This window comes from Vibrio sp. S457-15 (assembly GCF_000960545.1).
GTDB classification, from domain to species: Bacteria; Pseudomonadota; Gammaproteobacteria; order Enterobacterales; family Vibrionaceae; genus Vibrio; species Vibrio parahaemolyticus.
Genome location: NZ_JYOQ01000177.1, coordinates 403013 through 417452, shown reverse-complemented (window position 1 = coordinate 417452; position 14440 = coordinate 403013). Strand labels below are relative to the sequence as shown.

12 protein-coding genes are annotated in these 14440 nt (G+C 46.4%); 1 reads left to right on the top strand and 11 read right to left on the bottom strand.

The window, feature by feature from the left end:
- Window positions 1-321: 321 nt before the first annotated feature.
- On the top strand, window positions 322-777 hold the full coding sequence (locus UF05_RS21600; protein ID WP_005461181.1) for a DUF721 domain-containing protein: 456 nt from the start codon (window positions 322-324) through the stop codon (window positions 775-777).
- Window positions 778-859: 82 nt separating this feature from the next.
- Here the strand turns inward: UF05_RS21600 and lpxC are convergent, their stop codons facing one another.
- From lpxC to murE, 11 genes are all read right to left on the bottom strand, one after another.
- On the bottom strand, window positions 860-1777 hold the full coding sequence (gene lpxC / locus UF05_RS21595) for a UDP-3-O-acyl-N-acetylglucosamine deacetylase (protein ID WP_029837445.1): 918 nt from the start codon (window positions 1775-1777) through the stop codon (window positions 860-862).
- Between the two features lie 101 nt (window positions 1778-1878).
- Complete coding sequence (gene ftsZ, locus UF05_RS21590) at window positions 1879-3108, bottom strand: cell division protein FtsZ (protein ID WP_021823249.1); 1230 nt, start codon at window positions 3106-3108, stop codon at window positions 1879-1881.
- A 30-nt stretch (window positions 3109-3138) separates the two neighbouring features.
- The gene (gene ftsA / locus UF05_RS21585; protein WP_005458184.1) at window positions 3139-4401 is read right to left on the bottom strand and encodes a cell division protein FtsA; all 1263 of its coding nucleotides are present in this window, start codon (window positions 4399-4401) and stop codon (window positions 3139-3141) included.
- Window positions 4394-5176 carry a cell division protein FtsQ/DivIB gene (locus UF05_RS21580; protein ID WP_005489880.1) on the bottom strand — a complete coding sequence of 261 codons (783 nt, stop codon included), beginning with the start codon at window positions 5174-5176 and terminating at the stop codon, window positions 4394-4396. Before UF05_RS21580 ends, ftsA begins: the two co-directional genes overlap by 8 nt.
- Before the next feature lie 190 nt (window positions 5177-5366).
- Window positions 5367-6824 (bottom strand): UDP-N-acetylmuramate--L-alanine ligase, encoded by a 1458-nt coding sequence (gene murC, locus UF05_RS21575; protein WP_005497094.1) that lies wholly within the window; start codon window positions 6822-6824, stop codon window positions 5367-5369.
- 22 nt (window positions 6825-6846) lie between these two features.
- A complete protein-coding gene (murG, locus tag UF05_RS21570) occupies window positions 6847-7914 on the bottom strand; it encodes an undecaprenyldiphospho-muramoylpentapeptide beta-N-acetylglucosaminyltransferase (RefSeq protein WP_005458193.1) in 1068 nt (355 codons plus the stop codon).
- Complete coding sequence (ftsW, locus tag UF05_RS21565; RefSeq protein ID WP_005458190.1) at window positions 7901-9097, bottom strand: cell division protein FtsW; 1197 nt, start codon at window positions 9095-9097, stop codon at window positions 7901-7903. The genes murG and ftsW overlap by 14 nt, the downstream gene beginning before the upstream one ends.
- 18 nt (window positions 9098-9115) lie before the next feature.
- On the bottom strand, window positions 9116-10429 hold the full coding sequence (murD, locus tag UF05_RS21560) for a UDP-N-acetylmuramoyl-L-alanine--D-glutamate ligase (RefSeq protein ID WP_045544864.1): 1314 nt from the start codon (window positions 10427-10429) through the stop codon (window positions 9116-9118).
- Window positions 10430-10468: 39 nt separating this feature from the next.
- On the bottom strand, window positions 10469-11551 hold the full coding sequence (gene mraY, locus UF05_RS21555; RefSeq protein ID WP_025556493.1) for a phospho-N-acetylmuramoyl-pentapeptide-transferase: 1083 nt from the start codon (window positions 11549-11551) through the stop codon (window positions 10469-10471).
- Window positions 11551-12915, bottom strand: a complete 1365-nt coding sequence (locus tag UF05_RS21550) for a UDP-N-acetylmuramoyl-tripeptide--D-alanyl-D-alanine ligase (protein WP_045544863.1) — start codon at window positions 12913-12915, stop codon at window positions 11551-11553. The genes mraY and UF05_RS21550 overlap by 1 nt, the downstream gene beginning before the upstream one ends.
- A complete protein-coding gene (gene murE / locus UF05_RS21545; RefSeq protein WP_045544862.1) occupies window positions 12912-14393 on the bottom strand; it encodes a UDP-N-acetylmuramoyl-L-alanyl-D-glutamate--2,6-diaminopimelate ligase in 1482 nt (493 codons plus the stop codon). The genes UF05_RS21550 and murE overlap by 4 nt, the downstream gene beginning before the upstream one ends.
- Window positions 14394-14440: the final 47 nt, after the last annotated feature.

The following is a 14440-nucleotide window of genomic DNA, read 5'->3' as shown; positions in this document are numbered from 1 at the left end:
ATCATTTATCAAAGATATTGAGTTCAAACATTCATATTTCAAGGCTAAGTTTCGAAACAATGCGGCTTAGTGTAAGGATTTTTCATCGATACAACCATAAATAGACGTATTTGTTTGAAGCACTCTGAAATTTTTAGTTAAAGTGGTGATGGATTAGCCAATATTATTAGCAGCTACACGACGAAACTTGGCAAAAACAGGACTTTACCACGTTCAATCCATCTCCATTGTAAAACTGAGGCTAAAGACGTTAATGTAAACTATACCTAGTGAGAAAGCTGCTCTAGAATAGTCATATCTCAACAAAATTAGATTTTACCTATGCGTGATCATCGACCAACCTCGACAGAGGATGTAATTGCTGAGTCTCAATTTAAGCAAATTCAAGAACATGCCGGAGAAATCTTGCAGCTTAACCAAGCTCTACAAACAATTTTACCAAAAGGGACGGCAGATCATTGCCGAGTTGCAAATATTCGCAATGGCCATCTTCTGATAGACGTATCTAGCGCGGCCATCAAAATGAAGATCGACTACGATCGTCTAATGATCTTAAACAAACTGCGCACACAAGGTTATGCAAAATTGATAAGTGTCGACGTTCGGATCAACCCTTCACTTTATCGTAATCGATACGAGAAAGACGATAGGCCAAAACGCCCGCCACTCACTGAGTCAGCAGCTCAATCACTGATGACCATCGCTGATATGGCCCCACCAAAAATCCAAGAGCGACTAAAAAGGCTCGCAGATATGGCAGAAAAATCTAGCCAATAACCATTGACCATCATCAAGTGCGGTAAAATTTAGATAGAAAAAAACCAGGTCGAAACCTGGTTTTTAATATTCTTTGACTAACTTATGCTAGCACCATGTTTGGCTCTGCAAAAGCGACTGGAGAACCGACTTCTTCTTCGAAAGTTGTCCATTCCCATGCTTCTTGATCCGCCAAGACTGCGCGTAGAAGTTGGTTGTTTAAACCGTGACCTGATTTATAAGCACGGAATTCACCAATAATTGGATGACCACACATGTAAAGGTCGCCAATTGCATCTAACACCTTGTGAGTAACAAACTCATTCTCAAAGCGCAGACCTTCTTCGTTCAGAATTCGGTAATCGTCCAATACGATAGCATTGTCGAAACTACCACCCAAAACTAGGTTTTGAGATTGTAGGTACTCGATATCACGCATAAAGCCAAACGTACGTGCACGAGAAATTTCGCGAACGAAACCTTGAGATGAGAAATCAAACAGCAGGCGCTGCTCGTCTGATTCAATCGCAGGGTGGTTAAAGTCAATTTCGAAGTCCATACGGAAGCCGTTAAATGGGACAAATTCTGCCCACTTATCGCCATCTTCAAAACGAACTGGCTTTTTAATGCGGATAAAACGCTTAGGAACGTTTTGCATTTCGATACCAGCTTGCTGAAGCAGGTAAACGAACGGGCTTGCGCTACCATCCATAATTGGGATTTCAGGTGCGTCAACTTCAACAATAATGTTGTCGATGCCTATACCTGCAAGTGCAGCGTTCAAGTGTTCAACCGTTGAAATACGCACACCTTCGTCGTTCACTAATGCAGTACAAAGCATAGTGTCACGAACAGAAGCTGGATCAGCTGGAAAATCCACAGGTGGATTTACATCTGTACGACGGTAAATAATACCTGTGTTTGCAGCAGCCGGGCGCAGAGTAAGCGTGACTTTACGACCAGAGTGGAGACCCACACCAGTAGTTTTCACTATTTCTTTCAGAGTACGTTGTCTGATCATCTGCTTGCCTCTCTAAAATATGCTACAAAACACGGTCGTCTGTAACGTCGACCGTGAATGCTACCATAATTTTGAGCCATGTCAAATTTATGGGTTAAAGATTAATCAGCCTGACGACGTAAAAATGCCGGGATATCTAAGTAACCGCTTTCTTTCTCTTGCTTTGGTGCTGCTGAGCTTTGACCCGCGGCAGGAGAAGAAGAAACTGTGTTTGTCGGCTGAGGAGTTACCTGTGGCTTATCTTGCACTTGATTTTGCAAAGTTTGTGCCGGCTTTTCTTCAGCTTGCGTTGCCGCAACTTGTTGTGGCTGAGCTTGAGGAGCCGAAGCTACTTTTGCTTTACCACCAGCGACTAGCGTGATATCTGGCTTTCTTTCATTGCCAATACCTGTCGCAACTACAGTCACACGGATTTCATCTGTCATATCTGGGTCTAGAGAAGTACCGATAACCACGGTTGCATTGTCAGATGCAAATGCCTTCACTGTGTTACCAACTGTCTCAAACTCATCAAGACGCATGTCCAGACCAGCAGTGATGTTAACAAGAACACCGCGAGCACCAGCAAGATCGATATCTTCTAGAAGTGGGCTAGAAATTGCCATCTCAGCCGCTTCTTCAGCTCGGTCTTCACCTTTCGCAATACCACTACCCATCATCGCGTGACCCATTTCAGACATCACTGTACGTACGTCTGCAAAGTCGACGTTGATCATACCAGGGCGAGTGATTAGCTCGGCGATACCTTGAACTGCATTCTTAAGAACGTCATTCGCACTCGCAAATGCTTCAAGCAACGTTACGCCACGACCAAGAACTTTAAGTAGCTTCTCGTTTGGAATCGTAATTAACGAGTCAACGTGCTTAGATAACTCATCGATGCCTTGCTCAGCAAACGCTAAACGCTTTTTGCCTTCAAAGCTGAACGGTTTTGTTACAACCGCTACAGTCAGAATACCTAGCTCTTTCGCCACTTCAGCAATAACAGGTGCTGCACCAGTACCTGTACCACCGCCCATACCAGCTGCGATAAACACCATATCGGCACCAGTTAGGGAATCTTTAATTCTGTCTCTGTCTTCGAGAGCTGCCTCACGGCCAACTTGTGGATTCGCACCTGCACCCAGACCTTTAGTGATATCACCACCAATCTGAATGACATTGCCAACGCTTGTCTTACGAAGTGCTTGCGCATCAGTGTTGACGCTGATGAATTCCACACCTTCGATGGATTCACGCACCATGTGTTCAACGGCGTTACCACCGCCGCCACCAACTCCAACGACCTTGATTACTGCATCGTCAGACATTTCCATCATCGGTTCAAACATGTGTTGTCTCCGTTTATCCTGCAACTCAGGTTAAAACTCTTTTTGTATCCAATTACGCAATTTATCGAAAAAGCCAGTAACAGATGAGCGTTTAGGTTCATTGTAATCGCTATCGTCGCTAGACTGCATGTCTCTTGCGTAATGAAGTAATCCAACTGCCGTAGAATGGTACGGCTCTTTTACATAGTCAGTTAGTCCGCTGACTTCGAGCGGTTTGCCGACCCTTACTTGATTGCGGAATACGCGCTCCGCACATTCTACTACTCCGTCAATTTGCGCAGCACCGCCGGTTAGAACTACACCCGCAGCAAGATGGTGCTTAATGCCCTCTTCGCGCAGTTTCGCTTGTACAGAGTCGATAGTTTGGTTAACTAATCCCATAAGCTCAGAGTATCGTGGCTCAATCACTTCAGATAGAGTCTGACGCTGCAGACTACGTGAAGGACGTCCTCCTACGCTTGGGACATTAACCGTGTCATCCTTACTGACCAGTTCACTCAAAGCACAGCCATATTTGACTTTTATTTCTTCAGCATCGCTCACTGGCGTACCAAAAGCAAAAGCAATATCGCTCGTTACAGCATTTCCTGCGTACGAAAATACTTCTGTGTGACGTAACGCACCACCAGTCCAGATAGCCACATCCATCGTGCCGGCGCCAATATCTACCACACAAACTCCGAGCTCTCTTTCATCCTCGGTGATTACCGCATTACTTGCAGCAAGCCCTGAAAACACAAGTTGCTCTACTTTAAGGCCGCAGCGCTCTACTGCCTTAATAATATTGCGTGCCATGTCATTATGACACGAGATAAGATGGACACTGACTTCCATTCTTACCCCTGATAAACCAAGAGGGTTTTTGATCCCTTCTTGATAGTCGATGGTGAACTCTTGAGGAATCACGTGAAGGATTCGCTGTTCATCACCGATTTTAATTGATTTCGCGGTATGGATCGCTCTGTCCATATCTTCTTGAGAAACTTCCTCGTCTGATATGGTGCCCATGCCTTTTTCAATTCGGCTTGCGATATGCTTACCAGACAACGAAATGAAGACTCGGCTGATTTGGCACTCGGCCATTAGCTCAGCTTGATCAATTGCACGTTGTACTGATTTTACAACCGACTCCAAGTCATTCACGCCACCTTTATCCATGCCACGCGAAGGGCTACTACCCGCACCAATAATATTAATTTGGCCATCAGGTAGAATCTCACCCACTAGAGCTGATACGGTTGCAGTGCCTATATCAAGACCAACAATAATGTTGTCATCTGCGGCCTTAGTCATCTGTACTCTCTTCTAACTCTTCTTCAGGAAACCAACCGACTGCGGCTCCTGTATCGTACCTGAGATCGATATAACTGATTCGTTGCGTGTCACTGCCAAGCTTGTTATAGAGCGAAAAAAAGCGCTCTATACGCTCAAGAAGAGACTCTTTACCAAGCTCTAATCGAATACCGTTATCTAGGATGATTTGCCAAGCTCGTCGCTCGTTTAACACCAGAGACGATATCGCTAAACCCAATTGTTGAAACTTAGGACTCAGTTCGCGGTAAGTTTGTAACACTTCCGGGCCAGTGTCTTTGGGTCCATACAACTTAACTTTCTCGTCCTTTAACAAAGCAACATCACCATCGAAAACCAAACCGTTTTTATCTAACAGTTCGTTGCCATTCCAAATGGCTTCGGGTTGATGCTCTGTTAAGAAAACTTTTACTGTATCGGGCCACTGCTTGCGAATCGCTGCATGAGCAACCCACGGCAATGCTTCAACACTTTGCTGTAATACATCAATATCCTGAGACATGAATGTACCGATGTGATCTATTCGACTAAATGCAGCCTGAACATCGTCAGCTTTGACGTACTCCAATTTACCTTGAAGCACTATTTTGGAGAGAGGTAACCTTTGGTCATCCCACATCCAACTGATCGCCGAGTACAAAACAGAACTAATTAAGGTCACAACCACAACGAAAAATAGCGCACCCAAGATTTTATCTTGGCGACCACGGTTATTGTCCGTGTTTAGTCGCTCTTCATTAAGTGCAATATTCAACAACGTCTTCGTTTCCTGACTTTTGTCGTGTACTTTTTACCGCATAATATCGTATCGGCAAAAGTATTGACTTTAACCTTGGGATTATACTGAGCTCTTGTAAACTATCAAACACTGATAACAATAAATCACAACGATCTTGACGCAAAATCGAGATCTGAGTCTTATCTGTCCTTTGCGTCATCACTCTGACTTATCCAAGCATCTTGTTTATATTTAACTCAAGATTAGCCAGCTGTTTGGCAACTTTACCAACATCACCAGCACCTTGCGTTAAAATTAGGTCGCCGTCTTGTATAACGTTAGCCAAAACTGATGGTAATTGCTCGATTTCTGGAACAAAAATCGGATCTACTTTACCTCGGCTGCGAATCGTACGGCACAAAGAGCGTCCATCCGCGCCGGCAATCGGTTTTTCACCCGCGGCATACACGTCAAGCATGATCAATACATCAACCTGCTCAAGCACGTTTGCAAAATCATCGTAAAGGTCACGAGTGCGACTGTAACGATGGGGTTGGAAAATCATAACCAATCGCTTATCTTGCCAACCGCTGCGTGCAGCATTAATGGTTACATCAACTTCCGTTGGGTGATGACCGTAATCATCGACTAACATCGCATGACCGTTACCTGTATCAAACTCACCAAGGTGATCAAAACGACGGCCAGTACCTTGAGTGCCCGCCATCGCTTTTAGAATCGCGTCATCTTCAATGTCGTCTTCCGTTGCGACCGCTATTGCTGCTGATGCGTTCAACGCATTGTGACGGCCTGGAATGTTTAGCGTGATATCGAGGTTAGCTCGACCTTTACGTACTACTGTAAATTTACCTTGCTGACCTTCTTGATGATAATTTTCGATACGTACGTCCGCATCGTCAGAAAAGCCGTAGGTGATCACTTGACGGCTAATACGCGGAATCAACTCACGAATCACTGGATCATCGATACAGACAATGGCTTGGCCATAAAACGGCAGGTTGTGAAGAAAATCAATGAAGGTTTGTTTCAACGTTTCGAAGTCACCACCGTAGGTATCCATGTGGTCAGCTTCGATGTTGGTAACGATGCTCACCATAGGTTGCAGGTGCAAGAAAGAGGCGTCGCTCTCATCCGCTTCTGCAATCAGAATACGGCTAGAGCCCAAGCGCGCATTTGTGCCCGCGCTCTTTACTAGACCGCCGTTTACAAACGTTGGATCAAGGCCTGCTTCGGAATAGATTTGTGTGACTAGTGCTGTGGTGGTGGTTTTACCATGTGTACCCGCAACAGCGATACCATGACGGAATCGCATCAGTTCAGCCAACATTTCTGCTCGGCGAACAATAGGAATACGCAATTCACGAGCCGCCATGACTTCAGGGTTTTCTTCGTTAATCGCGGTGGAAACGACTACCACACTAGCCTTTTCGACATTACTTGCTTGGTGACCAATAAATACGGTTGCCCCTTTCGACACTAAGCGCTCGGTTACTGGGTTTTCAGACAAGTCTGAACCCGTAATTTCATAACCTTCGTTTAGAAGAACTTCAGCAATGCCGCTCATGCCCGCACCACCGATACCGATGAAGTGGATGCATTTCACGCGACGCATTTCTGGTACCATCGCGCGAATCTGAGCTAGGTCTTGTGTATGTTGGATAGTCATTAATTCGATTCTCAATAATTCGTTAACGCTTTTCGGTCAAAGCGACAATGGCTTGTGCGACAACTTTGTCAGCATCTAATTTTGCGGCACTGCGTGCCTTTTGAGCCATTGAAAGTAAAGCTTGGCGATCCAATTGTTGGATCTGTTGAGTCAAAGACTCCACGGTTAAATCAGGTTGTTCAATCATCTTCGCAGCACCGCATTCCACTAAGTGGTCGGCATTCAGTGCCTGTTGACGGTCTTTATGCATGAACGGGATAAAAATCGCGCCTACACCTGCTGCTGAGACCTCAGATACCGTCAATGCACCAGAACGGCACACTAGCAGATCTGCCCACGCATACGCTTGTGCAACATCGTCAATAAACTCGGTCACTTCTGCATTAGCAACATTGTTCGCTTGATAAGCAGCTTGCACTTCTTGCGCTGCGCCTTTACCTGCTTGATGACGAATACAGTAGTCTTGGCCCAAGTTTGCCATCACCGCTGGCAATGTTTGATTAAGAATACGCGCCCCTTGGCTGCCGCCCATAACAAGAATACGAATTGGTCCTTCTCTCTCTTGCATACGTTGAGCGGGCTCATCCAACTGCGTTACGTCTTCACGTACTGGGTTACCGACAACCGCCGCAGAAGGAAATGCGCCGGGAAACGCTTGAAAGACTTTCTTCGCGATCTTTGATAGCCATTGATTTGTTAAACCTGCAACCGCGTTTTGTTCGTGTAGAACAACCGGGATACCGCTTAACCAAGCCGCGATACCACCCGGACCACTCACATAGCCGCCCATACCTAAAACGGCATCCGGCTGCCAGCGCTTCATGTGCGCTCGCGCTTGCATGATGGCATTAATAATTTGAAAAGGGGCAGCTAAAAGACGTTTAACGCCTTGGCCTCGCAGACCTTTTACTTTGATAAAGTCGATCTCAATACCATGCTTTGGCACCAAATCGGCTTCCATTCGATCCGCTGTGCCTAACCAACGGATCTCCCAACCCTGTTCTTGAAGCTGCTTTGCCACCGCCAAACCTGGGAATACGTGACCGCCGGTACCACCAGCCATCACCATCAAACGTTTATTCTGTTTCATTCGTCTGTTGTTCTGATTGTTGTTGCGCGCGTTTCAAGCGGCATTCGTGATCGATACGCAGCAATATGGACACTGCAACGGACATAATAATCAGACTGGAACCACCATAACTGATTAGTGGAAGCGTCAAACCTTTGGTTGGAACAATACCAGCGGCTGCGCCCACATTGACCATGGTTTGAAACGCAAACCAAATACCAATACCAAACGCTAAGTAACCACCAAACATCTCGCCTTCTTCAAAAGCGCGTTTGCCGATATACACAGCTTTAAGTACCAAGCTAAAAATCAACATCAGCACCAAAACGACACCGACGAAACCAAGCTCTTCAGCCAATACCGCAAATACAAAGTCGGTGTGCGCTTCTGGTAGGTATTCCAGTTTTTGAATTGAGTTCCCTAACCCTTGACCAAACCATTCTCCGCGACCAAACGCCATCAAAGATTGAGTCAACTGATAGCCGCTACCGAACGGGTCTTCCCATGGGTCAAGAAACGAAGTAACACGGCGCATACGATACGGTTCTACCAAGATCAAACCGACGACAGCGCCAATGCCTGCAATCATCAGGGCCAGAAACTGGGTTAGCTTCGCGCCCGCGATAAATAACATGCCAAACAGAGTAACCAGCATTACAACGACGGTACCCAAGTCCGGCTGACCAAGTAACAAGACGGCGAAGAAAGCAAACACCATGATTGGCTTCATAAAGCCGCCAAAGAAGGTCTGGCGCACTTCATCTTGCTTACGGACTAAATAACCAGACATGAAGATGAACAGCGATAACTTCGCAACTTCGGCAGGCTGTAAGTTGAACAGACCAAGCGGAATCCAACGAGAAGCGCCATTTACTGACTTACCTGCAAGAAGTACAACAATCAGCAAGCCGAATGAGACCCAAAGCAAGTAATGACTTTTCTTAAACCATTGCTCTAAAGGTACTTGAAGTATCACCGCAGAGGTCCCGATCGCCAACACTAAGAAGGTGGCATGACGGAACATGAAGTGGAACGGCTGATCGGTCAATCGTGAGCTGATTGGGAAAGACGCAGAGGTCACCATAATCAAACCAGTCAACATCAAACCCAACGCAATCCACACCAACTGGCGATCAAACAACGCTTCTGGCGCCGGATGCTTAAGCCAATTACCAATGTTGTGTTTAACGTTACTTAAACCCACGAAACGAGTAACCTTTAGTTATGCATATTTCTGAGCAAGAACAGCAAATGCATCGCCTCTTGCCATAAAATTGTCGAATTGATCAAAGCTAGCACATGCGGGAGACAGCATCACCATATCACCAGATTTTAACTGCGAAGATATTTGTTGAATCACATCTTCCATGGTGTTGAAACGGATTGCTGACTCATGTAGTGGCATAAAATCATCGCCATCTAGGCCAAAACAGCACAGTTGTAGGTTAAGCGCTGCAAAGATCGGTTTTAATGGCGTGAAGTCCGCGCCTTTACCGACACCACCGACGAGCAGATAAAGTTTACCGGTCGACTCTAAACCTGATAGCGCAGCCATAGTGCTTGCGATATTAGTTGCTTTAGAGTCATTCACCCATTTTACGCCACGATTATCCGCAACCACCTGGCATCGGTGTGTCAGTCCAGTGTAATTTTTAAGTGCATTCAAAGCGTTGTGGTAATCAACACCTGCAGCTTTGAGCAGAGCCAACACGACGAGAGCGTTTGCTAAGTTATGTTTGCCGACAAGTTTCAATTCATCGCTGGCGATGACGCGCTGACCATGATCAAGTAACCATGTGCGAGAACCATCGACTTCAAGGCCGTAAGCTTGCTCATCACAGCCAAACGTAACCACGGGCATCTCAACCTCTGGGTACGTCTCTTGATCATCACGGTTAACTACAGCTAACTCTGCATGATCAAAAATACGCAGCTTAGCAGCGCGATAATCTGCCATACCTTCGTAGCGATCCATATGATCTTCGGAAAGGTTAAGAAATGCCGCCGCTTTGAGTTTCAAACTCGACGTTGTTTCCAACTGAAAACTTGAAAGTTCCAGTACATACAAATCCGCATCTTGCTCAAGCAGCTCCAGTGCAGGCACGCCAATGTTACCACCGACACCCACCGTCAATCCTGCCGCTTTTGCCATCACACCAGTTAAATCTGTCACCGTGCTCTTGCCGTTTGAACCCGTGATGGCCACCACTGGCTTATTCACAGCCCAAGCAAACAACTCGATGTCCCCCACGACAGGAGTGCCTTTCGCTAGCACCGTTTGTATATCTGGTGTCGCTAACGCAATACCAGGGTTGGTCACCACCAAGTCCGCCTCTGCAAGCCACTGGGTATTCCAACCACCACGGTGTAGTTCAACCTGTTCAGGCAGACGCTCGGCGCCTGGCGGATTGTCACGCGTATCAATAACTTTAACCGTCAATTGCGGCTGAGTTTTTCGGAGGTGTTTAACGACAGAGAGCCCGGTAATACCGAGCCCTACGACGACAACGTTATGTATGTTTTGCCAACGTTCCATATGTGATCACACTGTATTGCTTGTTCTTGGAAAGTGCGTTTAACGCACTTTCAATGTCGCAAGACCAATCAGAACAAGAACCATAGAAATTATCCAGAAACGCACGATTACACGAGGTTCTGGCCAACCTTTTAATTCGTAGTGATGATGAATTGGTGCCATGCGGAAAATGCGTTGACCGCGCAGCTTGTATGAACCGACTTGGAGGATTACAGACAGTGTTTCCATAACAAACACACCGCCCATGATAACCAGCACCAATTCTTGACGAACCAAAACAGCGATAGTGCCTAGTGCACCACCTAGCGCAAGAGAGCCTACGTCACCCATAAATACTTGTGCTGGATAGGTGTTGAACCATAAGAATCCAAGCCCCGCGCCCACAATCGCCGTACATACCACAACAAGCTCAGAGGCGTGCGGTAGATATGGGATGTGCAGATATTCAGAAAAGTTAACGTTACCTGTCGCCCAAGCGATAACGGCAAAGCCTGCAGCAACCAGTACCGTCGGCATGATAGCCAAACCATCTAAACCATCAGTGAGGTTTACCGCATTGCTGGTGCCAACAATCACGAAGTAAGTCAGAATGATGTACATCAGACCAAGCTGTGGCATCACGTCTTTAAAGAATGGTACGACAAGCTGCGTCGCTGCTGTGTCTTTACCATAAACGTATAGAGCAAATGCCACAACAAATGCGATCAAAGACTGCCAGAAATACTTCCAACGCGCGATCAAACCATCGGTGTTTTTACGCACCACTTTACGATAATCATCGACAAAGCCAACGGCGCCATAACCTAGCAATACCGTCAGTACCGCCCAAACATAAGGGTTGGATAAATCAGTCCACAATAGAATCGTGATCGAAATAGCCGCCAAAATCATGATACCGCCCATAGTAGGAGTACCACGCTTGCTAAAGTGAGACTCAGGGCCTTCGTTACGCACGACCTGACCAATTTGAAGCATTTGCAAACGCTTGATCATGATAGGTCCCATCCAAAGAGAAAGACCTAGGGCAGTAAGTACACTGAGAATTGCTCGAAAAGACAGGTATTCAAACAATCGGAAAAAAGACAGGTATGGCTGTAGCAGCTCGGCAAGCCAAATAATCATTAAAAATACTCCTTCAAAGCAGCAGCGACTTCAAACATACGTGCACCGTTCGCGCCTTTAACCAAAATAGTGTGTTGGTCAGAAACGGTTTGGTCTAGATGCTGCTTGATGTAGTCAATCATCTCTTGATGTGTCTCAAAGTGAATGCCATGGCAAAGCTCGCTAATGATCTTTGCGTCTGCACCATATGTGAGAACATGTTCAAATTTTTGTGGGGCAGCATGTTCCCCGACTTGACGGTGAAGTGCAAGACTTTCCTCACCCAATTCCGCCATATTGCCTAAAATCAACCAGCGCTGACCGCGAAACGCCCCAAGTAAATCAACCGCCGCTTTCATCGCAGGTACGCTTGCATTGTAGCTGTCATCGATCAACTTGATCGTCGAGCTGAGTTGCTCTACATCCACTCGGCCTTTTACTTTGTTAAGGTTTAAAAGACCAAACTGAATCTCTTCAACGGTAGCTCCCATGTTTAGCGCAATGATTGAGGCCGCAATGGCATTTGCAACGTTATGTTGACCAATAATACCAAGTGACAGTTCAATTTCTCGCGAATCTGATGAAATATGCAAAGTAAAGCTCGCTTTACCTTCCTCATTCATTGTCACGTTCGATGCGTAAAAGTCCGCTTGCGAATTATTATGCGAGAAAGTGATCACTTTTTTATCTGCAAGAACCGATTGCCACAGCGCGTCACCGTTACTATCGAGATTGACGATGGCAATGCCACCAGCCTGTATCCCTTGATAGATTTCACCTTTGGCTTGCTTTACACCCTCAATAGAACCAAAGCCTTCCAAATGCGCCGCCGCAACATTGTTTACCAGCGCGATATCCGGTTTCACAAGCTGGGTAGTGTAAGCAATTTCACCAATATGGTTTGCGCCTAGCTCAATCACCGCGTAATCGTCATCTTGCTGAGAACGCAGCAAGGTCAGCGGAACACCAATATCATTATTGAAGTTCCCTGCCGTGAACAACACGTTGCCTTTTTGCTGAAGAATGCTGGCAACCATCTCTTTCACTGTGGTCTTTCCACAACTGCCAGTTATCGCAACGGTAGGCGTTTGGCAAGAATGGTGCACCCAAGAAGCTAACTCGCCCAGTGCGATTTTGGTATCCGATACCACGACTTGTGGCACATTCACATCAAGACGCTTTTCAACCAATAAGGCACCAGCCCCCGCTTCAAATGCTTGTTGACAAAAATTATGCGCATCGAATCGTTCACCGACAAGCGCAACAAACAGCGCACCATTGTCAATCGTTCGCGTGTCAGTGGACACTGCGTCGATAGTCAGATCGTTACCAAATAACGCTCCGCCAGTGATTTCTGCAATTTGAGATAAAGTAACCTTGATCATGAAGATAATCCTAAAAGCTGCATTGCGGATTCGCGGTCGGAATAATGAATCGTTTCGCCATTACGAATTTGGTAGTCTTCGTGGCCCTTACCTGCCAGCAAGATAATGTCTTGAGGCGCAGCGTTTTCTAACGCGTAAGAAAGCGCTTTAAAGCGATCATGCTGGACAATCGCTTCTGCTGGTTTGGATAGGCCAGCAAGCATATCTTTGACGATTAATACAGGGTCTTCACTGCGCGGGTTATCATCGGTCAAGACGACTTTGTCACCCAAACGCTCAGCGATTTCTGCCATCATCGGACGCTTACCTGCATCGCGATCGCCACCACAACCGAAAATAGCCCAAAGCTGTCCGTCACAATGCACGCGCAGTGCTTGTAATGCTTTTTCAAGCGCATCAGGCGTGTGAGCGTAATCGACCACAACTTTGGCGCGATTCTCAGCTTGGAATAGCTCCATTCGGCCTAACACCGGCTGCAATTGAGCAGCCGTCGCTAGCAAATCGCTCTTATCAAAACCAAGGCTCAATAAGGTCGCAAATGCCAGCATTAAGTTGGCTGCGTTGAATTCACCAATCAACGGCGCATGCAGCGTACCTTCGCCAAACTGACCATCAAAACGAATCGTAATACCGGATTCAGCATAAGCCACTTGGCTCGCCCATAGCGCGTGTTCAAACTCAGTTGTAGGAGCAAGAGAAACGGCAATCGCATTGGTCAGTTGTTTCGCCCACGCAGCGCCAACTTCGTCATCAACATTAATGATTGCTTGATCACATTGATGCTGGGTAAACAGCGTTAGTTTGGCGTTGGCGTACTCTTCCATCGTACCGTGATAATCAAGATGGTCTCGGCTCAAGTTGGTAAATACGCCAGCAGCAAAGGAAAGGGATTTAACGCGGCCTTGGATCAAGCCATGAGAAGACACTTCTAACGCCGTATATTGCGCTTGTTGTTCGGCCAAAGAAGCCAGCGTATGCTGGATTTCCACTGCGTTTCCTGTGGTGTTCGCCGCTTCTTTTAAATCATCTAAGAAACCATTACCTGTGGTGCCCATCACTGCTGCTTTTGAGCCAACTAATCCAATCCACTGCGCGATAAGCTGGGTGATGGTAGTTTTACCGTTTGTACCTGTCACACCAATCAACTTCATATCAGGATAGGTGTACAACTGGCCGGCAATTTCAGATAAACATTTATCAAGCGCATCGAGATAAACCACCGGAATATCATCGATGATGTCGATTGTGCCATGCGCTTTCACATCACAAGCCTGGGCAATCACCGCATTGGCACCTTTTTCAATCGCAGAGGCAATGAACTGACGTCCATCTACCACATGGCCGACAAGAGCGACAAAAGTTGTGCCTGGTTGAACTTTGCGACTATCAAGTTCTAGTTCTGAAACGAGAACGGACGCCAAACTAGGGCAATCCACCCAAGGGGAAAGCAGCGCGTCCATACTGATGGCTTTAGTCATAATTGTTCTCCGAGCTTTGGCTCAGGTTTTCTTAAAGTGCTTTGCAG